This is a genomic window from Salmonella sp. SA15303, assembly GCF_029962125.1.
Lineage (GTDB): Bacteria > Pseudomonadota > Gammaproteobacteria > Enterobacterales > Enterobacteriaceae > Salmonella > Salmonella enterica.
This window is the reverse complement of sequence record NZ_CP123924.1, coordinates 1,466,327-1,491,231: the sequence shown is the minus strand read 5'-3', so window position 1 is coordinate 1,491,231 and position 24,905 is coordinate 1,466,327. Positions and strand designations below refer to the sequence as shown.

Below are 24,905 nucleotides of genomic sequence, written 5' to 3'. Positions count from 1 at the left end.
CAGTCTTAACCAATTTTTTACATTTAGCCAAGCAGAGAGAAAAGAAAGTGGGAGCTAAGGCACAGTGAAGGGAAGCGACAAAAAAAGAAAACGCCTCCGCCAGATGATGACGGAGGCGTCGTGAATGAACGGATTAACGCAGGCCGAGCTGGAAGATCAGCGTTTCTGCTTCGCAGGCGAAAACAAAATCAATATCCAGACGAACGCCTTCGGATTCCTCGGTAAAGGTTGGCGTAATTTGGCAAGGTTCAGACTCCACGCTACGCGCTTTTTCGGTTAACGCCGCCAGCGTCTCTTCAGCCTCTGCGCGGGTAGCGAATACGCGGCTGTATGACGCGGTGCAATCGGAGTTGTCCATGATGGTTCCAACGTCCATACAGCAGCAAACCGGGGTTTCATCAGCACTGCATTTACTCATTGTAGATTTCCTCTGTATTTGCACCCAGGGTGCCAGATAAACGATGGGGATATTTTACGCTCCCGGCATTCGCCTCTCCAGTCGTTAATGGTGGGAAACGCGTTAAGTGACCGAAATCACACTTAAAAATGATCTAAAACAAAAATCGCGCGATCGGGTGACCGTTAAGCCCGCCGATTTTGCCAGCCAGATCTCGTTTCTAAGATCACAATTGAAAAAACTTATAAACATACTTGCAACATTCTAGCTGGTCAGACCTATACTCTCGCCACTGGTCTGATTTCTAAGTCGTACCGCAGACCCTACACTTCGCGCTCCTGTTACAGCATGTAACATAGTTTGTATAAAAATAATCAATGAGGTTATGGTCATGAGCCAGAAAACCCTGTTTACAAAGTCTGCTCTCGCAGTCGCAGTGGCAATCATCTCCACCCAGGCCTGGTCTGCAGGCTTTCAGTTAAACGAATTTTCTTCCTCTGGCCTTGGCCGGGCCTATTCGGGTGAAGGCGCAATCGCAGATGATGCGGGTAACGTTAGCCGCAACCCGGCGTTAATTACCATGTTTGACCGCCCGACGTTTTCAGCGGGCGCGGTTTATATTGATCCTGATGTTAATATTAGCGGGACATCGCCATCTCGTCGGACGTTAGATGCGGATAACATCGCGCCGACGGCCTGGGTGCCGAACGTCCATTTTGTCGCCCCGATTAACGACCAGTTTGGCTGGGGGGCTTCTATTACCTCTAACTATGGTCTGGCGACAGAGTTTAACGACACATACGCCGGCGGCTCGGTTGGCGGTACGACCGATCTTGAAACCATGAACCTGAATTTAAGCGGCGCTTATCGCTTAAATGAGGCCTGGAGCTTCGGCCTCGGCTTTGATGCGGTATACGCGCGTGCAAAAATCGAACGTTTTGCGGGCGATTTAGGCCAGTTGGTCGCGGCACAGAATCCGGCGCTGGCGCCGGTCGCGGGTCAGATTCCCAGCGACACCAAGATTGCCCACCTGAACGGTAATCAGTGGGGCTTTGGCTGGAATGCCGGTATCCTTTATGAATTGGATAAAAATAACCGCTACGCGCTGACCTACCGCTCGGAAGTCAAAATTGACTTTAAAGGCAACTACAGTAGCGATCTTCCCATCGCTATAAACCGATTTAACCTGCCTATCCCAACGGCAACCGGCGGCGCGACGCAGTCAGGCTACCTGACGCTGAATCTGCCGGAAATGTGGGAAGTGTCCGGTTATAACCGTGTGGCGCCACAGTGGGCCATCCACTATAGCCTGGCCTATACCAGCTGGAGCCAGTTCCAGGAATTGAAGGCAAAATCGACCGCCGGCGATACGCTCTTTGAGAAGCATGAAGGCTTTAAAGACGCTTATCGCATTGCGTTGGGTACCACCTATTACTACGATGACAACTGGACGTTCCGTACCGGTATCGCCTTCGATGACAGCCCGGTACCAGCGCAAAACCGTTCTATCTCTATTCCGGACCAGGACCGTTTCTGGCTGAGCGCCGGTACGACTTACGCCTTTAACAAAGATGCGTCTGTCGACGTTGGCGTCTCTTATATGCATGGTCAGAGCGTGAAAATTAATGAAGGCCCTTATCAGTTTGAATCTGAAGGGAAAGCCTGGCTGTTCGGTACTAACTTTAACTACGCGTTCTAATCTCTTTCTGAAACGGATCAAAAAGGTGAGCATTGCGCTCACCTTTTTATTTACTGCCGTTTATTCCGAGTCGATCTCTTTGAGTTCGTCCTGAATCGCCTGCGCGTTCGGGTTTTCCTGCGGCTTGAGTTTTCCGCCATTGGCGATAAAGTCATGACGCTGGAAGTACGCCTCGCGCACCATAATATAAGGATCGGAAGACTGGCGCAGCAAACCATCGGAGTCCAGCAACTGCGCGCGGGTTTCTATCCCTTCGATAGTCCATTTTCCTATGGACATTGGCCAGGTCAACCACGAGAGCACCGGATACAAGGTATCCGCCATATCCCCGCCATCTTCACGCAGCGTGAAGCTGCCGTAGAACGGAAGTTGCATATAAGGCCCATACCCCACGCCATAATGGCCCAGCGTACTGCCAAAGCGATGCGGTTCAACGCGCTGCAGCTTAGGATTCGCCATTCCCGCGACGTCAATAAAGCCGCCCATCCCTAATAAGGTATTCAGGAAGAAACGGGTGAAATGCACCATACCCTGATAAGGATCGCCCTGCAGGAAATAGTTCACCATGATCGCCGGTTCTTCGAGGTTGCCGGTGAAATTACTTAAACCGTTACGCGCAGGCTGTGGAACATAATCACGCCAGGCGACCGCGACCGGCCGAACAACATACGGGTCCAGCACATTAAAGTTGAAGTTGTACATGGTGCGGTTAAACCCTTCAAATGGGTCTGAACGCCCCTGCTGTTCTGTACCGGAACTCGCACACCCGACCAGCAGTGTGGTTCCCAGCGCCAGCGCCGACAGGCGAAGCTTCATAGATGTCTCCCTGTGAATTATGGCTATCGCTGATTGCCATCCATGACGGAACGCTACCGTATCCGCCTGTTTAGGTGTGAGCGATTTTAACAGCACGTCAAACGATGTCTATATGCGCGATCTCATTGCTTTGAGCATAGCCTGGTAACGCAACAACGTGACGGCCCTATTCTAACGAAACAGATAAAAACGAGCGTGATCATTTTTATTTTTTCGGAGAATGCCCCGGCCTGGGTAAATGAAAAACCGCTACGCTTTATTAATATGTGTTAATCAGCAGAGATCATCATGGATAGCCTTAACGACGATAAAATTAACCGGCACAGCAGTGACCTGGAAGTTGAAAGCGAAGAAAAACAAAGCGGTAAAGAGATTGAAGTGGATGAAGATCGTCTTCCTTCCCGCGCCATGGCGATTCATGAACATATTCGCCAGGATGGTGAAAAAGAGATGGAACGCGATGCGATGGCTTTGCTCTGGTCAGCTATTGCCGCAGGACTTTCTATGGGGGCATCACTCCTGGCGAAAGGGATTTTTCACGTGCAGCTTGAAGGCGTTCCCGGCGGCTTTTTACTGGAAAATCTCGGCTATACCTTTGGTTTTATCATTGTCATCATGGCCCGCCAGCAATTATTTACTGAAAACACCGTTACCGCCGTATTGCCGGTAATGCAAAATCCCACTCTGAGTAACGTTGGCCTGCTGATGCGCTTATGGGGCGTAGTCTTATTGGGCAACCTTATTGGCACCGGGGTTGCGGCGTGGGCATTTGAATATATGCCTATATTTGATGAAGAGACCCGCGACGCCTTTGTCAAAATTGGTATGGAGGTCATGAAAAATAGCCCAACGGAGATGTTTGCCAACGCGATTATCTCTGGCTGGATCATCGCCACAATGGTATGGATGTTTCCTGCAGCAGGCGGGGCAAAAATTGTGGTCATTATTTTGATGACCTGGCTTATCGCGCTGGGCGATACCACCCATATTGTCGTCGGTTCCGTTGAAATTTTGTATTTGGTTTTCAACGGCACGCTGCCCTGGAGCGACTTTCTCTGGCCCTTCGCCCTTCCCACACTTGCCGGAAATATCTGCGGCGGCACCTTTATTTTCGCATTAATGAGCCACGCGCAGATCCGCAACGATATGAGCAATAAACGTAAGGAAGAAGCGAGGCTACGCGGCGAGCGCCTGGAACGGGAGCGGAAAAAAGCGGAAAAACAGCGCTGAGTGGCGACGGTTTAACCAGTCAGGCGGCGCTACACTTACTCCGGCGAATAAAAAACGCTATACTGGCGCCGCGTTGTCCCCTTAGTTAAATGGATATAACGAGCCCCTCCTAAGGGCTAGTTGCAGGTTCGATTCCTGCAGGGGACACCATTGATACCCAGGACATTCTCTTCTTGCTGCATAACCTTTCGAGCGGTTTCCCTTTCATGTTGCTTTTATTGCCCCTATGCAATATCACCGGACATGCCATACGTTCAGCAAAAAGTCGTCATCGGCCGGTTATGACCGATGACATCCCGATGTGGTCTAGAAGCGATACTGCAACCCCGCGGTAACCGTATAGTTATTATTAGCTATACCTGCGGCATCGCCACCAAAATACGCCGTATCACCGCTGGTTTTATCTATGATTTGCGTACCGCCCTTACCTTCTTCATATTTACTGTAAGCAAACTCAGCAAAGATTTTTGCATTACTGGTAATATAATATCCGGCGTCAACAGAAGCGCCATAATATCGTGAATTTTCCGTTTTTTCACGGAAGGTAAGTTTGCGCATGTAGTGTTCGTCATTATCATGCGCATTTACCCAGTCGCTGTATTTAAACAGTACATTACACTCAAAGTCATTAATACGATAATCACCCGCCAGCCCGATATAGGGCATTTCGAAACGCTGGCTATAACCTATGCCGCGCACGCCATGAGGAAAATTACCAATATATCGACCATTATCATAAATATAAGACCCGCCTCTTGCCGTCCAGCTAAAACGGGTTTCCTGATAGCCCGCTGTTACGCCCGCCTTGTAGTTATCGCCCTGCAATAACCAACCTTTCACGTTCAAATCGTATTCATTAGCATAGTTGACGCTGGTGTCCGGATGAATTGAACGATCGGTCCAGCCTGGCTGCTCACTGCTCATCCAGTCATGGTCAACCATATGACCCGATCCCGACGCCAAAGACGTCCAGCCGCGGGCGTCCAGCGTCATGAACGAATAGGGTTCCCATGATAAATCCCCCTGCAACGTGGCGACATTTTTTATTTTCCAATCCAGTTGACTCAGCTTCCGCCCGGTGTCGGTATCATAAACCAGCTCCCTGGATTTACCATTTAACACACCCACGGAAAGGGATGTCGTGACGCTATCAGGAGAGACGTCCGGAATAAATAAGGCAGACTCCGCATAAACCGACTCAGAAAATACGGCGATCATCATTACTGCAATAGCATGTTTTTTCATTTCTCTTGTCCTCATATTCAGATGTAATCTGGAGAGGTGATGAAGTTTTCATCTTGTCAAATCGTCGGACAAGAGTACATTTATTACGCCAGAGAACTTGACGCATTTTTACCTTATATTGAAGTTAAGAAATAGAATTTGATGCTCAGGTGAATAATAAGCAATCTATAATCATGATGGAATGATTTACCATTACGGTGATGCGACGTTATCTGGCTAACGACATCGTTGCTGATGTTGTCAGCCAGATTGAAAGTAACTGTAATATCAGAATTTATAATGCTCTTTACTTAGACCATATTTTTTCATGCGCAGATAAAGTTTTTTACGGGGAATTTGCAGGTACTCCGCCACTTCATTAATTCGTCCCTGATGAATATTTAATGCTTCGGTAATGATTTGTCGCTCATACTCTTCAACGCGCCGGTCAAGCGGGGTCGGCTCCTGAAGAAGCAACTGCGGGTTGACCGTTTCCGCCAGCGGCAGCACGCCAACAGCAAAAAGCTCTGCCGCATTAGCCAGTTCGCGCACATTGCTTGGCCAGGCGCGTCGCATTATTCCTTTCAGTAATTCCCCCGCTATTTCCGGCACTGGATGATTGAGTCGCAGGCAGGCTTTTCGAAGATAATGGCGAAATAACGGCTCGATATCATCCGGTCGCTGAGAAAGAGACTGGCAGGCGATTTGGGTCATGGCGAAACAGTAGTAAAGCTCGGCCGCAATCTGGTTAGCTGCCGCCTGCTCCACCAGCGAAGCGCTGCCAACGCCCACCAAACGAAAAGGCCGATGCTCCAGGCTTTGTAAACGCGCCAGATGGTGCTGCTGTTCGCGTGTCAGATATTCGGGATGACTCAACACCAGCGTGCCTCCTTGCGCCTGGTCGATGAATGTCTCCAACTGCCCGGCATTCTCCGGCGTAAGTTCATAGCGTACAAACGGCCCTTTCGCGTTACGCCCCAGTTGATGGAGATAACGGGCGCCAGTCATACGTCCAGTGCCATGCTCACCGTAAAACCATACGGCAATGTCCGTTTCCGCCAGTTGTTGTAACCGTTGTCGAAACTGATTCATCCACTCGCTGCGCCCAATCAGTTCAACCTGTAACGTCTGCTGGCAATATTGCCGCCGTGCAATGACCGACCGGCGCTGGCGTAGCGCGTCTTCAATTAATATCAACAGCTTGCCCGGATCGACGGGTTTTTGCAGAAAATCCCAGGCGCCCTTTTTCACCGCATCAACCGCCATCGGTACATCGCCATGTCCGGTAATCAATAAGATTGGCAGTTGATCGTCATCCTGATGAAACAGCGTCATCAGATCGATACCGGAACACCCCGGCATACACACATCGCTCAAAACGATCCCCTCCCAATCCGCTTTTACCCACTCTTTGGCCTCGAAAGGATGGGTAAAGCCACGCACGCGGTAGCCTGCCTGCTCAAGCATTTGGGTATAGGCGTCAAGTACATCAACGTCATCATCAATCAGCAAAATAGAACATTCATCATTCAACATCATCGACATCCGTTACCGAGAATTGCAGCACCACGCAAGCGTTACGCGTCAGCGTCGACGCCAGACGCAGGTCGCCCTTCATTTGCGCCATCAGCGACACGCTAATCGACAGCCCAATACCCAACCCGACAGCTTTACTGGTGGTAAACGGCTTGAGTAAAGAGGGCAACAGCGCCACAGGCCAGCCAGGGCCGTTATCTGCAATATAAACCTCCAGCGCCTCTCCCTGCGTCTGCCACGTCACCGCGATCACCGCATCATGCGAACAGGCGTCAAGCGCATTCGCCAGCACATTCACCAGAACCTGCTGAATACGCACTTCATCGCCGCTAACCCATACGGTGTCGGTTGGCAGTGAAAGCGCTCCCTGCCGGGATTGGTGGCGCATGGCTAATAACTCCCATGCCGCCACAAAGGTTTGGCGCAGATCAACGGGATACAATGGCGTTTCCAGCTCCGCCCGACGGGTAAACTGCCGCAGCGAACGGATAATGGCGTCAATCCGGTTAATGAGCCCTTCCGCTTTGGTGAGCGTATTTCTCGCCTGTCCGCTCTGACCTTGTTCAATCGCGCGTCCCGCCGTAAATAAATACATTGAAAGCGCATTCAGCGGCTGGTTAATTTCATGCGCCAGCGTGGTCATGGTCTGGCCGACTACCGCCAGTTTCGCCGTCTGAATCAACTCATCCTGCATGGCGCGCAGGTCGGCTTCTATCTCTTTGCGCTCGGCGACCTCTTGTTCAAGCTGCCTGCGTTGCATATTGAGCTGGCCCAGCGTATGACGTAGCAAACGGGCTATCCGTCCTAGCTCATCGCGCCCGTAAACCGGGATAGTCGAGTCGGTTCTCCCCAGCCCTATCTGTACCACAGCCTGATTAAGCGCGGTAAAACGCTTCACCAGTCGGGAACGGATAAAATAGTGGTTGAGTCCCCAGGCCAGTAGCAACGCCAGGAGCGTCGCCACTAAAATAAGCCCGCCGCTAACGCGAACAATCTGTTCCAGGCGTTGATTGAACGTCTGCATTTGCTGGTGACTACTACCTAACTGCGCCTCAAGCAGCGTGCGAAAGCGCCCTAGCGTAGCCTCTCTGGCGCGGCTGGCGTCCAGTAAGGCTTTTTGCGCCGCAACATAATCGCGCATGGTATCGGGCATCTTATTTTTTACCATCCCGATTTCCAATAGTTCGTCGATGGTTTGCCGCAGCGTGATCGTACTGGGCCAGTCATCCAGCGCACGAATATTCTCATCCGCCGTTTTTTTTAGGTTTTCCAGATAGCGAATATGGGTCTCCACCAGCATCCCGTCATTATTGCCGGACTTGAGTTCATTCAATCTGTCGCGCAGGTCGTCAACAATCTGATTTTCAATTCGCGCCAGGGTATATACCTGCTGTTGCTCGTTCTGCACCTCGCGCGAACGTTGCAAATACTGCGCTGCATCGCCCTGATTCGCCTCAATTTGATCGAGCAGCGTCCCCTGCTGCCAGGTAAAATCCTGTACCAGCGAATTTAGCTCCGTGGTGAAATCATCATGGAGCCAGTCAATGCGAGCGGAAAGCTCGCTAACTTTCTCCCGCACCAAAAACATGTTGTAGAGGGCATTGTCCAGCTCCGCCAGCAAGGTCCGGCTATCCTGTAAAATGACGGCCAGTTGCCGGCGCTCAGCAAGCTGAAGCCCCTGACTGAGACGCTCAATCTTATCCAGATGCTGAATAATCTGCGTACGTAACTGCAAACGTACCGTCGTGTTCGGCGCCAGCAAAAATTCATTGAGTTGATCCACGGCCAGATTCAGGTTCCCCTCAATTAAAAAAGCGGAGTGGATGCGAGGAAAATATTCATCAAGCGAATAGCGAACCTGCGAACTTTGCTCATGCCAGGAATAAAGGCTGACCATACTGACAATCAGCGTCAGTAATGCGCCCGTTAAAAATGCACCCCGTAAACTGTTGCTGATACTGAGCTGACGAAGCCGTTGCAATAATCTCCCCTTCATTTCAGCTCTTCCAGTTTGTGAATCGCCAGCCGCTGATTGTTCAGAAACCAGATCTGCCACTCCATCATTTTTTGTTCGGCAAAGCTTTTATTATCAAACTGCGCCAGCCAGGTTTCATCTTCGCTGCTTGCCGCATCCACCGGGACGCTGGTCAATAAGGCTCTGATTTCAGGTAAGGGGCGTTTAAGCCGCGTTTCTGCGCTGTGCAACGCTCGCCATGCATCTTTAAGCTGCGCGAGACGAAAACTGATCGCGGTATCAAACATGCGTTGTACCAGTTGCTGACGCTTCAGGATCAGACGATAGTTCAACGGCGGCTGGGCCATCAAACGCTGTTGTTGCGCGGCGCGAGGATTATCGGCGCTAAGCGGTGCGACGGGATACTTACCGGTATTCGCGTCAGCCAGTATCCTTTGCCCTTTCGGACTTAATAAGTAATGAATAAAAGCACGCGCTTCGTCTGCATGACGGCTGTTTTTCAACACCGCGACGTAAGTGGGCGACACCGCAGAATACGGGAAATAGGTAAAAGCAAGATTAGGATCGTTAAGTAGCAAATTAGCATAGTTATCAATGACCGGCCCGGCAACGCCAAGCCCGCTTTTGATTTTATCCGCTACGCCGAAACTGCGAGAGGAAATCGTGACCAGATTACCCGAGATTGCCAGCAGCGTTGCCCATCCTGCCGTCCAGCCTTTTTGCTGCAACAGCGACTCCACCATCAAATGATTCGTGTCTGAGCGTGACGGACTGCTCATTAATAGAGCGCCCTGGTAACTGGGCAGGCCCATATCCTGCCAGTCGGCAGGCGGCGGAAGATGGCGCGCAGCGAGCGCTGAACGGTTGATCAATAGCCCAAATCCGGATACCGCTACCGCCACTGAAGTTGAGCGGATAGAACGCGGCACCAGCTTCTGGCTGGCGGCAGGCGCGCTATCCAATAGCGCCAGCTTTTGGTGCTCCTGAAGGTGTTGCAACAGCATGGGGGATGACGTCAGGATCAGATCGACATTTTCCGCATTCGCCGTATCAAGTAATTGCTCTAAAGAACCGCTGGTACGGTTGAGCGTACGAATCATGACGGAACCCGGCTCCGTCTGCCAGCGCTGGATAATCCAGGCGGTCGCGCTGGGTGAAAAGGTCGTTGCCATCACCAGCTCGCGGCTGTACGCCTGGCAAGAACCGAACATTGCCGCCAGCCATAGCGTAAAAGCGCCCACTCTGGCGAAACGACTACAGCATGAGAAAAGTCGATTTGTGATCCCGTTCATAAATATCGATATCACATAAAGAAAATATTGAGACAAAACTTACCCTTTTATTTCTGTTGGCATCCAGAACAACGTTATTTGAATAATAACGGGTCCGTCGCCCGAAAACATCAATAAAGCGTATCAGATCACTGGCAGCAAATTTGTTAATATCCGCACATGCTAACGATAAAACGGCCATGCCAATAATTAAAGTTTCACCACACCCTTCAGGATGGGTCAAAAATAACCTTTAAATTCACCCAATTGAGTCAATTTTGACACATTTCTTCGACTTGAATTTTATTGTCACTCCTTTCACTCTACCGACAAAACCTCCTGATGTTCATCTCACTATAAAATACAGGTGACTCCATGTTAACAATATTAAAAACAGGGCAATCGGCGCATAAAGTCCCACCGGAAAAAGTCCAGGCCACATATGGTCGATATCGTATACAGGCATTGTTAAGTGTATTTCTGGGATATCTCGCTTACTATATAGTCAGAAACAACTTCACATTATCGACGCCTTATTTAAAAGAGCAATTGGATCTCAGCGCTACGCAAATCGGCCTGCTGAGTAGCTGTATGCTTATTGCTTACGGAATCAGTAAAGGCGTAATGAGCAGTCTGGCGGATAAAGCCAGCCCAAAAGTCTTCATGGCGTGCGGTCTGGTACTCTGCGCGATTGTTAACGTTGGGCTGGGATTCAGTAGCGCATTCTGGATATTTGCCGCTCTGGTGGTCTTCAATGGCCTTTTTCAGGGCATGGGCGTCGGCCCCTCGTTTATTACTATTGCAAACTGGTTCCCTCGTCGGGAGCGCGGACGCGTAGGCGCCTTCTGGAATATCTCGCATAACGTTGGCGGCGGGATCGTCGCGCCTATCGTCGGTGCGGCTTTTGCGATATTGGGCAGCGAACACTGGCAAAGCGCCAGTTATATCGTTCCGGCCTGCGTCGCCGTCATTTTTGCCTTAATTGTTCTGGTCTTGGGAAAAGGTTCGCCGCGCAAAGAAGGTCTTCCCTCCCTGGAACAGATGATGCCGGAAGAAAAAGTCGTACTGAAAACGAAGAATACGGCAAAAGCGCCGGAAAATATGAGCGCATGGCAAATCTTCTGTACTTATGTGCTGCGCAATAAAAATGCCTGGTATATTTCGCTGGTGGATGTCTTCGTCTATATGGTGCGGTTTGGCATGATTAGCTGGTTGCCTATCTATCTGTTGACAGTAAAACACTTTTCAAAAGAACAGATGAGCGTCGCGTTTCTCTTTTTCGAGTGGGCGGCGATTCCCTCCACGCTACTGGCAGGCTGGCTGTCAGATAAACTGTTTAAGGGCCGCAGAATGCCGTTAGCCATGATTTGCATGGCGCTGATTTTTGTCTGTCTGATCGGATACTGGAAAAGTGAATCTTTGCTGATGGTAACGATTTTCGCCGCCATTGTAGGTTGTCTGATTTACGTCCCGCAGTTCCTCGCGTCCGTACAGACAATGGAGATAGTCCCCAGCTTTGCCGTAGGTTCCGCCGTCGGTTTACGTGGGTTCATGAGCTATATTTTCGGCGCCTCGTTGGGCACCAGCCTGTTTGGTGTAATGGTGGATAAACTTGGCTGGTACGGCGGATTTTATCTTCTGATGGGCGGCATCGTGTGCTGCATTCTATTCTGTTACCTCTCCCATCGCGGCGCGCTGGAACTGGAACGCCAGCGCCAGAATGCGTTACATAATCAGGACTCACTGCAGCTTGCGGACGCGCAATAAACGATTAGCCTTCCTGGGGAACAGAAGCGCCGACATTGTCGGCGCTATCTATTCACTGGCATCGTATATACCCAAAATAATTCGAGTTGCTTAAAGGCGGCAAGGGAGTGAGTCCCCAGGAGCATAGATAACGATGTGACTGGGGTGAGCGACAAATCTGCCGGGAGCAGATTTGAACGTCACGTGCGACGGCCCGTCAGAGCGAGGCCCATCGATGGGCCGAGTAATCCGTAGCCAACACATCAGCAACTTGAAGTATGAAGGGTATGTACTGACTAACGCTTACCGTATCCCACCATAAAGCGAATAATTAACCCACATGCCGGTGCGAGAAAAAGCAATAATCCGCTAACGATGTCATCGCCATCCTGCAACCATACATTGAGTAAATAAATCAGCGCGGCAAGGATAACCATTCCCGTAAAAGAAGAAACCGCAGAAAAAGCCCCCATCACCTGACCGATATAGCCACTCACGGCAAGTATACTTATTGCAAGAAATGTCCATAAATAGATCATCTATAATACCTCCTGTCTATGGCAAGGCTTCCATATAGCCTTACGGTCCCTCTCACTTCTCCTTTAAGATAAACCTTATCAGCCCGTCATTTCCATAACATTTATCTCACATTTTATTTTTTTAATCATTTTTCAATGACCTTCGTCTGAAATAAAATTATCACTGTAAAAACAATGCATTAAAAATAATGATTAGCTTATTTTTGCTACGGGAGAAATATTTACGCTTCTTGATAAAGAATTTCTGGGCGCGAGTAAATAACTGGTGGTACATTAGCCTGCCTGGCGTTCATGCCCTCGTGGTTTAGTACTGACTTAGTTTTACACTCCTTACGGGAACCATTGTCGTACATGATGGCCTAACTATACGTAAATCATTCAAGTTACCCTGATGAGCTTACTCAAGTAAGTGCTTCGGATAAGCGAACGCAACTTGAAGGATGATGCGTATTTCAGAGTGTACCGCTGCGGATAATGACTCTTCTGCGATACATTATTTTCGTATCTACAGAAGGTATTTTATGTTTCCTCAAAGCAAATTTTCACGCGCGTTTTTGCACCCGCGCTACTGGCTGACGTGGTTTGGCGTTGGCATCCTCTGGTTACTGGTGCAGCTTCCCTACCCGGTTTTGCGTTTTCTGGGCACCCGCACCGGTAAACTGGCGCGCCCCTTCCTGAAGCGACGTGAGTCAATCGCCCAGAAAAATATTGAACTCTGTTTTCCGACCCTCTCCCGGGAAGAAAGGGAAAAACTGATCGCCGAGAATTTCCACTCTCTTGGCATGGCGCTGCTTGAAACGGGCATGGCCTGGTTCTGGCCTGATAGCCGGGTTCGCAAATGGTTTGATGTGGACGGGCTGGACAACCTTACCCGTGCGCAGGCGCAAAATCGCGGCGTAATGGTCGTTGGCGTGCATTTTATGTCGCTGGAATTGGGAGGCCGGGTAATGGGTCTCTGCCAGCCGATGATGGCGACCTATCGTCCGCATAACAATCCGCTCATGGAGTGGGTGCAGACGCGCGGTCGTATGCGCTCAAATAAAGCGATGATCGGCAGAAACAATCTGCGCGGCATTGTGGGCGCGCTAAAAAAAGGGGAAGCCGTTTGGTTTGCTCCCGACCAGGACTACGGCCCTAAAGGCAGCTCCTTTGCGCCATTTTTCGCGGTTGAAAACGTCGCCACCACCAACGGCACCTATGTACTGTCCAGGCTGTCTGGCGCCGCCATGTTGACCGTTACAATGGTAAGGAAATCCGATAACTCGGGTTATCGTCTGTATATTACCCCTGAAATGGAAGGTTACCCGGCAGATGAAAATCAAGCCGCTGCCTATATGAATAAAATTATTGAGAAAGAGATCATGCGCGCCCCGGAGCAATATCTCTGGATCCATCGCCGTTTCAAGACTCGCCCGTTGGGGGAAGCGTCACTCTACATCTGAAAAAGGCCGCAAGGCCTTTTATTTTGGCATTTCGCATTGTCATAATATTCATATCGTAAATTACTCATTCCTGCTTTTAGCGATAAGTCTCCTGTTTACAGGCGATTTTTTACTGTGTCGGCGGCGTCGCTCAATAGCGATTCATCACTGTCAGAAATTAAACTGTCGCCGATTCCCGACACTTGTAAGTTACTAAAAGTAAATAAGAAAATGCCTCTTGTTTCACCTCATTTTTAGGCGTACATTAGCGCCGTCTGGAGCGATGACGCGCAGAATTCTGAGGTGATGCAGGCGGTCGAAACACGAATAATTCTCAATTTCGTATTATCCGGCATCAACTCTCTATAATCAGGTAAGTGTAAGTTCATTTAGGCGTACGACAGGTACGCGGAGAGATGAAACGTGAAATATTTCTTTATGGGCATTTCATTTATGGTCATCGTTTGGGCCGGTACTTTCGCCCTGATGATTTAAAAGTACAATGCAAAGAAAAACAGGAGCCATGGGGCTCCTGTTTGCTTTTCTACTCCGTGCTCGCTTCAACGGGTTTTGGATGTGACGGCAGCACGCCATCGGCGCGGAACATCGCTTTAATCCCTCTGACGGCCTGGCGAATGCGGTCGCGATTCTCTATTAATGCAAAGCGTACATGGGTGTCGCCATAATCACCAAAGCCTATCCCTGGAGAAACGCAAACCTTCGCCTCATTCAGCAGCTTCTTGGCAAACTCAAGCGATCCCATCGCCGCATATTGCTCCGGGATTTTCGCCCAGACGTACATTGAGGCTTTCGGCATTTCAACCATCCAGCCCGCCTCATGCAGCCCCTTCACCAGCACATCGCGACGACGTTTATACTGCTCGGCGATATCGCGCACGCACTGCTGATCGCCTTCCAGAGCGGCGATAGCCGCCACCTGAAGCGGGGTAAAGGTGCCATAATCGTGATAACTTTTAATGCGCGCCAGCGCGCTGACCAGGGTTTTATTGCCCACCATAAACCCAATACGCCAGCCCGCCATATTATAGCTTTTCGACAATGTGAAAAATTCGACCGCCACGTCGCGTGCGCCGGGCACCTGCATAATGGATGGCGCTTTCCAGCCGTCGTACACGATATCGGCATACGCCTGATCGTGCACTACCAGCACATCATAACGTTTAGCCAGAGCGACCACTTTTTCAAAAAATTCCAGTTCGACGCACTGGGCCGTAGGGTTAGATGGAAAACCCAAAATCATCATTTTCGGTTTCGGATAACTTTCGCGAATAGCGCGCTCCAGCTCGTTGAAGAAATCCACCCCCTCGACCAATGGAACCGAACGCACCTGCGCCCCGGCGATAACGGCGCCATAGATATGAATCGGGTAACTGGGGTTCGGCACCAGAACCGTATCGCCATGATCCAGCGTCGCCAGCATTAAATGCGCCAGTCCCTCTTTGGAACCGATGGTCACAATCGCTTCGGTTTCCGGATCGATATCGACATCATAACGTTCCTGATACCAGTGAGAAATCGCGCGGCGTAAACGCGGTATGCCGCGAGACGTGGAATAACCGTGCGTATCCGGACGCTGCGCGACGGTGCAAAGTTTTTCAACAATGTGGGGAGGGGTTGCGCCATCAGGATTACCCATACTGAAATCAATAATATCTTCACCGCGCCGACGCGCAGCCATTTTGAGTTCAGCGGTGATGTTAAAAACATAGGGCGGAAGGCGATCGATACGCGTAAAGCGACGTTCAGGGCGGAAGTCAGCCATAATATCCTCAGATTAACGTTAGCGCCCGGACCGTCCGAGCGACGCTGCCACGATGGTGGCTCCTTTAGAAAATAGCCTGAAAATTTTCTTCCTGTCGAGAGGCTAATGAAAATATTTTTAGCGACAAAAAAGAGGAACAAGCGTAAAAACTTACTTTTTAAGCGTGTCAGTTATAGCATCAAACAAATCATATTATTAACAAATTGATATCATTGAATTTACGTAACGTGACGCAGCCGACGATAATTTCCTGTCAATAAACCTTATCTCAAATAATCCCCTTTTGATTTTGTGGTTTTTCCTCTTTAATCAAAAGCCTTACTAACGATAATGGTATTCGATCATGTCATATTGCGGTGTTTTTCAGGGATATTTCCCCGAAAATGAGGATCCTTTCCGGCAAGCTGCCGCGATGAAACCGTAAATAAGGCAGCGAACCGGATACGTATAGTAAAATAAATCCCTGTTTTCGCCTGACTAACCGCCATGACGTGATGACTCAACGCGCTGGTGTTTGACCTTTCGCTCAGCAAGAGTAAAGTGAAATAATTCAGACAGTTGAAGCATTCATGCACAGGAAAGGCAATGAAAAAAACCGCGTGAGGCACGCGGTTTGAGACTGACAAGAGAATGTTTAATTGCCTGATAACGCTGCGCTTATCAGGCCTACAGATGACACACTTTTGTAGGCCGGATAAGGCGTTTATGCCACCATCTGGCTTATAGAATATGGCCTAATGTCTGGCGCAGATGCGCGCCGGAACCTAACAAGCCAGGATTATCATGGACAATCAGATAGACCGGAATACCGTGTACATAATCTTTAAAGCGGCCTTTATCTTCAAAGCCACCACGGAAGCCGGACGCTTTAAAAAATTCCAGGAAGCGCGGGACAATACCGCCAGCGATATAAACGCCGCCAAATGTCCCCATGGTTAACGCCAGATCGCCGCCAAATCGCCCCATGATGACGCAAAAGAGCGACAACGCGCGGCGACAATCGATACAGCTATCCGCCAGGGCGCGTTCGGTAATATCTTTCGGGCGCAGATTTTCCGGCAGACGGTTGTCGGACTTAACAATCGCCCGGTAAAGATTCACCAGCCCCGGGCCAGACAGCACGCGCTCGGCGGAAACGTGGCCAATTTCGGCGCGCAATATTTCCAGAATCATAGCTTCTTCTTCGCTATTAGGCGCAAAATCGACATGCCCGCCTTCGCCCGGAAGGCTAATCCAACGCTTATCCACATGCACCAGATGCGCCACGCCCAAGCCGGTTCCCGCGCCATACACCGCAATAGGTTTGCCGTCTACCGGTTCGCCGCCGCCGAACTGAATTAAATGCTCTTTTTTCAGCATCGGGATCGCCATCGACACGGCGGTGAAATCGTTGATGATTTCCAGATGGCTAAAGCCGAGATTTTTTTTCATTTCCGCAATAGAAAAAGCCCAGGTATGGTTAGTCATCGCTACCCAGTCACCGGTAATCGGGCAGGCTATGGCGATACAACCATCTTCCACGCTGACGCTATGCTCATCGAGATAAACGCGCACCACGGCCTCAAGACTGGGATAATCCAGGCCGGAATACGTTTTGGCCTGCGAGATTTCTCCACTGGCGATATCACACAGGGCAAGACGCGCATTCGTGCCGCCTACATCTCCTACTAAAGCATACTTTGTCATTCTTCTACTGCTCCGCTAAAGTCAAAATAAGTCTTTGTCACACTGTAAATTCATGGGGGCATAACAACAACGGCCATCAGGCTGACTGCCTATAAATATAGATCTTCATCACAGAATTACTTTCTTGTTTCAGCACCAATTGCAGCAATGCCGTCGGGCAGGCTGTGCAAAATAGGTATACGACCCCGTGTAAGGAAGAGATTATGTTCCACCCGCGTGCCCGAACGATGCTGCTGCTGTCGCTCCCCGCGCTGATTATTGGCGTAGCGTCAAGCCTGGTTTTAATCGCTGCGATGAAAGTCGCGTCGGTTTTTCAGCAATTTCTTTGGCAACGACTGCCCACCAGCATCGGCATCGCTTATGATTCGCCGTTCTGGATAGTGGGTATGCTCACGCTAACCGGGATCGTGGTGGGTTTGATTATCCGTTACAGTCCCGGACACGCTGGCCCCGATCCGGCCATCGAACCGTTAATCAGTATGCCGGTCTCGCCATCTGCGCTACCCGGGCTGCTTCTCGCCTTAATCATCGGCCTTGCTGGTGGGGTAAGTTTGGGGCCAGAGCATCCGATAATGACAATAAATATCGCGCTGGCGGCGGCTTTCGGCTCCCGCCTGTTTCCGCGTATCACGGCGTTAGACTGGACGATTCTGGCCTCAGCGGGCACCATCGGCGCGCTGTTCGGCACGCCCGTCGCCGCAGCGCTGATTTTTTCGCAAACACTTAGCGGCTCTAACGATATTCCCATGTGGGATCGCCTGTTTGCGCCGTTAATGGCGGCAGCGGCGGGGTCACTCACCACCAGTCTGTTCTTTCATCCGCATTTTTCGTTACCCATCGCCCATTACACGCAGATGCGGCTGGTGGACATTGCCAGCGGAGCGATCGTCGCGGCGATCGCCATTGCCGCCGGGATGGTCGCCGTCTGGTGCCTTCCGCGTCTGCATGAGTTGCTGCACCGCCTGAAAAATCCGGTCCTGATTCTCGGCATTGGCGGTTTTATACTGGGTATTCTGGGCGTCATTGGCGGGCCGCTTACCCTGTTTAAAGGCCTGGACGAAATGCAACAAATGGCGTTTAGCCAGACGCTGGGCGCGGGAGATTATTTTACCTTAGCCGTCGTCAAACTCGCCGCGCTGGTCATCGCGGCGGCGAGCGGCTTTCGCGGCGGGCGCATTTTTCCGGCTGTGTTTATCGGCGCGGCGCTGGGGCTCATGCTCCATGCCCATGTTGAGGCCGTACCCGCGGCGATTACCGTCTCCTGCGCGATTCTTGGCTTAGTGCTGGTAGTGACGCGCGACGGCTGGCTCAGTCTGTTTATGGCGGCAGTCGTCGTACCGGATACCAATCTGCTGCCGCTGCTCTGCATTGTGATGCTCCCCGCCTGGCTATTGCTGGCGGGAAAACCGTTGCTGGCCGCCAACCGTCACGAACCCTAATCCGGCGCAGCGGGGGCCATTATCCCCCGTTGCGGGCTTCCAGCGCCCGGGTCACGGTACGCAGTAATTCCGGCAGATCGGCTTTTGGCAACATCACTTCAATAAATGACAGACGTTGTGGGCGCGCCAACCGTTCGAGGACCTCTGCCAGTTGGATAGCCTGCGTCACCCGCCAGCACTCCGCCTGTTGCGCCGCGTTTAGCGCCGGTGGTATCTGCGTCCAGTTCCAGCTCGCGATGTCGTTATACCGCTGGGCCGCGCCGTGAATGGCGCGCTCTACGGTATAGCCGTCATTGTTGAGCAGCAGGATGACCGGCGCCTGCCCGTCGCGTAACATCGAGCCCATCTCCTGAATCGTGAGCTGCGCCGCGCCATCGCCGATAATCAGAATCACCCGCCGATCGGGACAGGCGGTTTGCGCGCCAAACGCGGCGGGCAAGGAATAGCCGATAGACCCCCACAGCGGCTGTACCACAACTTCCGCGCCGTCAGGAAGCGACAGCGCGGCAGCGCCAAAAGCTGCTGTCCCCTGGTCGACAAGGATAATATCTCCGGGTTTGAGATACTGCTGTAAGGTTTGCCAGAAGCTTTCCTGGGTCAGTTCTCCTTTCTCAATCCGCACTGGCTGTCCGGCGGAACGCGTCGGCGGCGGCGCAAAAGCGCATTCCAGGCACAGTTCGCGCAGCGTAGACACCGCCTGCGCCATCGGGAGGTTGAACCAGGTTTCGCCGATGCGCGACGCGTAAGGCTGAATCTCCAGCGTGCGTTCCGCCGGTAATTGTTGGGTAAATCCGGCCGTAAGGGTATCGACAAAACGGGTGCCGACGCAGATAACCCTATCGGCGTCCTCTATGGCCTGACGCACTTCTTTGCTGCTGGCGCCAGCGCTATAGGTGCCAACGAAGTTCGGGTGCTGTTCATCAAAAAGCCCCTTCCCCATCAGTAGTGTCGCATGAGCGATGGGCGTTTCCGCCATCCAGCGCTGCAACAGTGGTCGTAAACCAAAACGCCCGGCAAGAAAGTCGGCCAATAGCGCAATGCGCCGACTGTTCATCAGGCACTGACGGGCGTGATAACGAAAGGCCGTCTCCACGCCGCTTTGCGCTTCATGCACGGGCAACGCCAGCGCCTGCGTAGGTGGGATGGCCGTTTTTTTCGCCACATCGGCGGGCAACATGATGTATCCTGGCCTGCGTGCGGCAAGCATTTCACCCAACACGCGGTCAATCTCGAAACAGGCGTTCTGTTCATCTAATATTGCGCTGGCAGCGGATATCGCCTGACTCATGCGATAAAAATGACGAAAATCGCCGTCACCGAGGGTATGGTGCATCAATTCGCCACGCTGCTGCGCAGCGCTACAGGGCGCGCCGACGATATGCAAGACCGGGACATATTCCGCGTAACTGCCCGCGATACCGTTAATAGCGCTAAGTTCTCCCACGCCAAAGGTGGTGAGTAGCGCTCCAGCGCCCGACATGCGCGCATAGCCGTCCGCGGCATAAGCGGCGTTCAGCTCATTGGCGCATCCCACCCAACGCAGGGTCGGGTGGTCAATCACATGGTCAAGAAACTGCAAGTTATAATCGCCCGGTACGCCAAAAAGATGGCCAATGCCGCATCCTGCCAGTCTGTCCAGCAAATAGTCGGCCACGGTATAGGGGTTTTGCATGACAGCTTTCCTTCTGACGTTGATATTATGTTGAGTATTAAGGAATGCCGATGGCTGTCCAGCACGGTGGGGATGAAAGCCTGGAAAACAATGTTTACAGCGGCAAACAGTAAAAGCCGGATACCGCCTGGCGAGTGTAACCGTATACACTATTTATTCACGCCACAGGGGGAAAGGTCATGATTTATCAGCCCGATGAGAATCGTTATCACACAATGGAGTATCGTCGCTGCGGACGCAGCGGCGTCAAACTTCCCGCTATTTCGCTGGGGTTATGGCACAACTTCGGCGATACGACACGGGTAGAAAATAGCCGGGCGCTGCTGCAACGCGCGTTCGATCTGGGCATTACCCACTTTGATCTCGCCAATAATTATGGGCCGCCGCCGGGCTCCGCAGAATGCAATTTTGGCCGCATTCTGCAGGAAGATTTTTTACCGTGGCGTGATGAATTGATCATCTCCACCAAAGCGGGCTACACCATGTGGGATGGCCCTTATGGCGACTGGGGGTCACGGAAATACCTTATCGCCAGCCTCGATCAAAGCCTGAAACGTATGGGGCTGGAGTATGTCGATATCTTTTATCACCATCGTCCCGATCCCGAAACGCCGCTTAAAGAGACGATGAAAGCGTTAGATCACCTTGTGCGCCATGGCAAAGCGTTGTACGTGGGGATCTCTAACTATCCTGCCGATCTGGCCAGACAAGCTATCGATATTCTGGAGGATCTCGGCACGCCTTGCCTGATTCATCAGCCTAAATATTCGCTTTTTGAGCGTTGGGTAGAGGACGGGCTGCTGGCGCTGTTGCAGGAAAAAGGCGTCGGTAGTATTGCCTTCTCGCCGCTGGCGGGCGGGCAGCTCACTGACCGTTATTTGAATGGTATTCCGGAAGATTCCCGCGCGGCGAGCGGAAGCCGTTTCCTTAAACCAGAACAGATTACCGCCGACAAACTGGAAAAAGTTCGCCGGTTGAATGAACTGGCTGCGCGACGGGGTCAAAAATTGTCTCAGATGGCGCTCGCCTGGGTGCTGCGTAACGATAACGTTACCTCGGTACTGATTGGCGCCAGCAAACCGTCGCAAATCGAAGACGCCGTGGGAATGCTGGCCAATCGCCGTTTTTCAGCGGCGGAATGTGCAGAAATTGACGCTATTCTGGAGGGCCGGTTTTAGCAAAAAATGCTCTCCTTCATGATTTAAGAGTTAAGGCGATGAAACAAATCTTTACTGCTTTGTAATATTACATTAACAGGCCGGCGACGGCTCGATCGTGAAGGAGAGAAAGTATGTTCAGGTCACTGATTCTGGCGGCAGCCTTGCTGGCTTTTACACCGCTTGCCGCGAATGCGGGCGAAATCACCCTGTTGCCCTCAATAAAATTACAGATTGGCGATCGCGATGATTACGGTAACTACTGGGACGGTGGTCGCTGGCGCGACCGGGATTACTGGCACAACCATTATGAATGGCGTAAAAATCGCTGGTGGCGCCATGACAACGGCTATCATCGCGGCTGGGATAAGCGTAAAGCGTATGAACGCGGTTATCGGGAAGGCTGGCGCGATCGCGACGATCATCGCGGGCGAGGCCGGGGTCACAAACATCATCACTAAGCCTCCTGCTGAATAACAGCCCGATGACGCCCACGCATCGGGCCTGCTATCTTTCTGTCTTTATGACAACCCCATCACCGTTCCAACCAGCAACCAGATATTCAGGGCGACGACCAGCACGACAATTATCCAGCCAACCTGTTTTACCCGCCGCGTGTTCACCAGCTCGCCCATTAGCGTAGCGTTACTGGTGAAAATCAGGAGCGGCACCAGCGCCAGCGCAATACCAAAACTCAGCAGCACCTGGCTCATCACCAGAATTCGGGTAGGGTCCAGCCCCATCAAAATCACAATAAATGAGGGCAGCATGGTAATGGTGCGCCGTACCCACAGCGGAATGTGAAAACGGACAAACCCTTGCATCACCACCTGCCCCGCCAGAGTCCCTACCACAGTGGAGGAAAGCCCTGCAGCTACCAGACTAAGACCAAACACCGTTGCCGCCGCATGGCTTAGTAACGGTTCCAGCGTCAGGTATGCCTGATCGAGGTCGGCGATGCCGGTGTGGCCGCTAAAATGAAACGCCGCCGCGGCGGTCGCCATCATTGCCAGATTGACAAAACCGGCAATCGTCATAGCAATAGCGACATCCCATTTCGTTGCTGAGTACCGTTGTTGCCGTGTTCCGCCGTGCAGATGCTGCGTTAATGACGAGTGCAGATAAATCACGTGCGGCATAATCGTCGCGCCAAGCACGCCGGCGGCTAAGAATACGGCTTCCGGGTTCGGTAGCGCCGGGATAACCATTCCTTTGCCGAGCTGCGCCATATCAGGCTGAGAGAAAAACAGCTCCACAATGTAAGCGGCGGCGACAAAAAGCAGTAAACCGCCGATGACTTTTTCAAGCGGTTTTTGACCGCGGCGCTGTAACATTAAAATCAGAAACGTCGCGATACCGGTCAATACCGCGCCCTGTAATAAAGAGACGCCCAGGATCAGCTTAAAACCTATTGCCGCGCCGATAAATTCAGCTAAATCGGTGGCCATCGCGATGATTTCCGCCTGTACCCAGTAAAACCAGACTACCGGACGCGGATAATGGTCGCGAATTTGCTCCGCCAGGTTCTTGCCGGTGGCGATCCCGAGTTTTGCCGAGAGGATTTGAATCAGCATCGCCATCAGGTTCGCCCAGACCACCACCCAGAGTAGCTGATAGCCAAAGCTGGCGCCGGCCTGAATATTGGTCGCGAAGTTACCAGGATCGATATAACCAATCGCGGCAATGAACGCAGGTCCCATTAATGCGAGCCTTAGCTTGCGCGCCGCCCGTCCGCTGCTATTCTCTACGCGATTGTCAGTCATCTTTTGCCTCAAAAACATAGCCTTTGCTATGTTTCATGCTATGTTTATTGATAATGATTATCAAGTGCATTTCAATGGGTACGGGTGATTACTTTGATAGTGTGAAACGATAGACCGATACGATGACGACCTGTATCAGAACAGTTTGGCTTAACATTACAAGATTAGCACACTGATATAACTTTTCATTTTCATATTCAGTACAGTAAAAGTGTATTACAGATCACTAATTTTGAATCTCGTCACAGGTCCTTATTATAGTGTGTGTTGGATCTCGTTTTCTTTACGGCTGTTGCATAGAATGTGCACGAAAATTAAACCTGCCTCATATTTGGAGCAAATATGGACCGCGTCCTTCATTTTGTCCTGGCGCTTGCCGTTGTTGCGGTACTCGCACTGCTGGTTAGCAGCGACCGTAAAAAAATTCGCATTCGTTACGTCATTCAGTTACTTGTTATCGAAGTATTACTGGCCTGGTTCTTCCTGAACTCGGATGTTGGCCTTGGCTTCGTAAAAGGTTTCTCCGAGATGTTTGAAAAACTGCTCGGATTTGCCAACGAAGGGACAAACTTCGTCTTTGGCAGTATGAACGATCAAGGTTTGGCGTTCTTCTTCCTGAAAGTATTGTGCCCGATCGTCTTTATTTCCGCGTTGATCGGTATTCTTCAGCATATCCGCGTTCTGCCAGTGGTCATCCGCGCTATTGGTTTTCTGTTGTCCAAAGTAAACGGTATGGGCAAACTGGAGTCTTTTAACGCCGTCAGCTCGCTGATCCTCGGCCAGTCTGAGAACTTTATCGCTTATAAAGATATCCTCGGCAAAATGTCCCGTAACCGCATGTACACCATGGCGGCGACCGCAATGTCTACCGTTTCCATGTCTATCGTGGGCGCGTATATGACCATGCTGGACCCTAAATATGTGGTCGCAGCGCTGGTTCTGAACATGTTCAGCACCTTTATCGTTCTGTCGCTGATCAACCCCTATGTCGTTGATGCCAGCGAAGAAAATATTCAGATGTCGAACCTGCATGAAGGCCAAAGTTTCTTCGAAATGCTGGGCGAGTACATTCTGGCAGGTTTTAAAGTGGCGATTATCGTCGCGGCGATGCTGATCGGCTTCATCGCGCTGATCGCGGCGCTGAACGCGCTGTTCGCAACGGTTACCGGTTGGTTCGGCTACAGCATCTCCTTCCAGGGCATTCTGGGTTACATCTTCTACCCGGTCGCATGGGTAATGGGCGTACCGTCCAGTGAAGCGCTGCAGGTAGGAAGTATCATGGCGACCAAACTGGTTTCCAACGAATTCGTGGCGATGATGGATCTGCAGAAAATCGCCTCTACCCTCTCTCCACGCGCTGAAGGCATTATCTCCGTCTTCCTGGTGTCCTTCGCGAACTTCTCTTCCATCGGTATTATTGCGGGCGCGATTAAAGGCCTGAACGAAGAGCAAGGCAACGTGGTTTCCCGTTTTGGTCTGAAACTGGTTTACGGTTCTACGCTGGTGAGCGTACTGTCCGCCTCTATCGCGGCGCTGGTACTGTAAGTCTGG

At 51.3% G+C, this 24,905-nt stretch carries 21 protein-coding genes and 1 tRNA gene; 10 read left to right on the top strand and 12 right to left on the bottom strand.

The features are described 5' to 3' along the window. Window positions 1–133 precede the first annotated feature (133 nt). The gene (locus QEN31_RS07110; protein WP_000030904.1) at window positions 134–418 is read right to left on the bottom strand and encodes a YfcZ/YiiS family protein; all 285 of its coding nucleotides are present in this window, start codon (window positions 416–418) and stop codon (window positions 134–136) included. A 370-nt stretch (window positions 419–788) separates the two neighbouring features. Here QEN31_RS07110 and fadL point away from each other — a divergent pair, with 370 nt between their 5' ends. Then, window positions 789–2,096, top strand: coding sequence for a long-chain fatty acid transporter FadL (fadL, locus tag QEN31_RS07105; RefSeq protein ID WP_001518618.1), 1,308 nt, complete (start codon window positions 789–791; stop codon window positions 2,094–2,096). Between the two features lie 60 nt (window positions 2,097–2,156). Here the strand turns inward: fadL and mlaA are convergent, their stop codons facing one another. After that, complete coding sequence (gene mlaA / locus QEN31_RS07100) at window positions 2,157–2,912, bottom strand: phospholipid-binding lipoprotein MlaA (RefSeq protein ID WP_000776787.1); 756 nt, start codon at window positions 2,910–2,912, stop codon at window positions 2,157–2,159. A 288-nt stretch (window positions 2,913–3,200) separates the two neighbouring features. Between mlaA and QEN31_RS07095 the strand changes: the two genes are divergently transcribed. Together QEN31_RS07095 and QEN31_RS07090 are read left to right on the top strand one after the other, a co-directional pair. Beyond that, window positions 3,201–4,142, top strand: coding sequence for a formate/nitrite transporter family protein (locus QEN31_RS07095; protein ID WP_000377772.1), 942 nt, complete (start codon window positions 3,201–3,203; stop codon window positions 4,140–4,142). A gap of 75 nt (window positions 4,143–4,217) precedes the next feature. Continuing rightward, window positions 4,218–4,292, top strand: a tRNA-Arg gene (locus QEN31_RS07090). A gap of 156 nt (window positions 4,293–4,448) precedes the next feature. Here the strand turns inward: QEN31_RS07090 and pgtE are convergent. The 4 genes from pgtE to pgtC all read right to left on the bottom strand — a co-directional run bounded on the left by pgtE (window position 4,449) and on the right by pgtC (window position 10,088). Next, window positions 4,449–5,387, bottom strand: a complete 939-nt coding sequence (pgtE, locus tag QEN31_RS07085; RefSeq protein ID WP_099949632.1) for an omptin family outer membrane protease PgtE — start codon at window positions 5,385–5,387, stop codon at window positions 4,449–4,451. A 267-nt stretch (window positions 5,388–5,654) separates the two neighbouring features. After that, window positions 5,655–6,902 (bottom strand): two-component system response regulator PgtA, encoded by a 1,248-nt coding sequence (gene pgtA / locus QEN31_RS07080; RefSeq protein WP_000930843.1) that lies wholly within the window; start codon window positions 6,900–6,902, stop codon window positions 5,655–5,657. Then, window positions 6,892–8,898: a two-component system sensor histidine kinase PgtB gene (gene pgtB, locus QEN31_RS07075; RefSeq protein WP_000678496.1), complete on the bottom strand. Its 2,007-nt coding sequence runs from the start codon at window positions 8,896–8,898 to the stop codon at window positions 6,892–6,894. Before pgtB ends, pgtA begins: the two co-directional genes overlap by 11 nt. Beyond that, on the bottom strand, window positions 8,895–10,088 hold the full coding sequence (pgtC, locus tag QEN31_RS07070) for a phosphoglycerate transport regulator PgtC (protein ID WP_000467983.1): 1,194 nt from the start codon (window positions 10,086–10,088) through the stop codon (window positions 8,895–8,897). Before pgtC ends, pgtB begins: the two co-directional genes overlap by 4 nt. Window positions 10,089–10,523: 435 nt before the next feature. Between pgtC and pgtP the strand changes: the two genes are divergently transcribed. Then, window positions 10,524–11,915: a phosphoglycerate transporter PgtP gene (gene pgtP / locus QEN31_RS07065; RefSeq protein ID WP_000955748.1), complete on the top strand. Its 1,392-nt coding sequence runs from the start codon at window positions 10,524–10,526 to the stop codon at window positions 11,913–11,915. Window positions 11,916–12,190: 275 nt separating this feature from the next. Here pgtP and QEN31_RS07060 read toward each other — a convergent pair whose 3' ends face one another. Further along, window positions 12,191–12,433 carry a YfdY family protein gene (locus QEN31_RS07060; protein WP_000639889.1) on the bottom strand — a complete coding sequence of 81 codons (243 nt, stop codon included), beginning with the start codon at window positions 12,431–12,433 and terminating at the stop codon, window positions 12,191–12,193. 521 nt (window positions 12,434–12,954) lie between these two features. On the opposite strand from QEN31_RS07060, the gene lpxP reads away from it, so the two are divergent. Together lpxP and ypdK are read left to right on the top strand one after the other, a co-directional pair. Further along, on the top strand, window positions 12,955–13,875 hold the full coding sequence (lpxP, locus tag QEN31_RS07055; protein ID WP_000484423.1) for a kdo(2)-lipid IV(A) palmitoleoyltransferase: 921 nt from the start codon (window positions 12,955–12,957) through the stop codon (window positions 13,873–13,875). A 402-nt stretch (window positions 13,876–14,277) separates the two neighbouring features. Then, complete coding sequence (gene ypdK, locus QEN31_RS07050) at window positions 14,278–14,349, top strand: membrane protein YpdK (RefSeq protein WP_010723117.1); 72 nt, start codon at window positions 14,278–14,280, stop codon at window positions 14,347–14,349. Window positions 14,350–14,398: 49 nt separating this feature from the next. Here ypdK and alaC read toward each other — a convergent pair whose 3' ends face one another. After that, on the bottom strand, window positions 14,399–15,637 hold the full coding sequence (gene alaC / locus QEN31_RS07045) for an alanine transaminase (protein WP_327258387.1): 1,239 nt from the start codon (window positions 15,635–15,637) through the stop codon (window positions 14,399–14,401). A gap of 720 nt (window positions 15,638–16,357) precedes the next feature. After that, window positions 16,358–17,323 (bottom strand): glucokinase, encoded by a 966-nt coding sequence (gene glk, locus QEN31_RS07040; protein WP_000170380.1) that lies wholly within the window; start codon window positions 17,321–17,323, stop codon window positions 16,358–16,360. 203 nt (window positions 17,324–17,526) lie between these two features. On the opposite strand from glk, the gene QEN31_RS07035 reads away from it, so the two are divergent. Continuing rightward, complete coding sequence (locus QEN31_RS07035; RefSeq protein WP_000468920.1) at window positions 17,527–18,762, top strand: ion channel protein; 1,236 nt, start codon at window positions 17,527–17,529, stop codon at window positions 18,760–18,762. A gap of 19 nt (window positions 18,763–18,781) precedes the next feature. Here QEN31_RS07035 and QEN31_RS07030 read toward each other — a convergent pair whose 3' ends face one another. Then, window positions 18,782–20,434, bottom strand: a complete 1,653-nt coding sequence (locus tag QEN31_RS07030) for an alpha-keto acid decarboxylase family protein (RefSeq protein ID WP_099949631.1) — start codon at window positions 20,432–20,434, stop codon at window positions 18,782–18,784. 179 nt (window positions 20,435–20,613) lie between these two features. Here QEN31_RS07030 and mgrA point away from each other — a divergent pair, with 179 nt between their 5' ends. Together mgrA and ypeC are read left to right on the top strand one after the other, a co-directional pair. Further along, a complete protein-coding gene (mgrA, locus tag QEN31_RS07025; RefSeq protein WP_000640293.1) occupies window positions 20,614–21,612 on the top strand; it encodes an L-glyceraldehyde 3-phosphate reductase in 999 nt (332 codons plus the stop codon). Between the two features lie 113 nt (window positions 21,613–21,725). Next, window positions 21,726–22,052, top strand: a complete 327-nt coding sequence (gene ypeC / locus QEN31_RS07020; protein ID WP_000490091.1) for a DUF2502 domain-containing protein YpeC — start codon at window positions 21,726–21,728, stop codon at window positions 22,050–22,052. Between the two features lie 60 nt (window positions 22,053–22,112). On the opposite strand, the gene QEN31_RS07015 is transcribed toward ypeC, so the two are convergent. Continuing rightward, a complete protein-coding gene (locus QEN31_RS07015; protein ID WP_000131735.1) occupies window positions 22,113–23,354 on the bottom strand; it encodes an Nramp family divalent metal transporter in 1,242 nt (413 codons plus the stop codon). After that, the gene (locus QEN31_RS25345; protein ID WP_418338175.1) at window positions 23,347–23,391 is read right to left on the bottom strand and encodes a hypothetical protein; all 45 of its coding nucleotides are present in this window, start codon (window positions 23,389–23,391) and stop codon (window positions 23,347–23,349) included. Before QEN31_RS25345 ends, QEN31_RS07015 begins: the two co-directional genes overlap by 8 nt. A 305-nt stretch (window positions 23,392–23,696) precedes the next feature. Here QEN31_RS25345 and nupC point away from each other — a divergent pair, with 305 nt between their 5' ends. Continuing rightward, a complete protein-coding gene (gene nupC / locus QEN31_RS07010) occupies window positions 23,697–24,899 on the top strand; it encodes a nucleoside permease NupC (protein ID WP_000376347.1) in 1,203 nt (400 codons plus the stop codon). The last annotated feature ends 6 nt before the right edge of the window (window positions 24,900–24,905 follow it).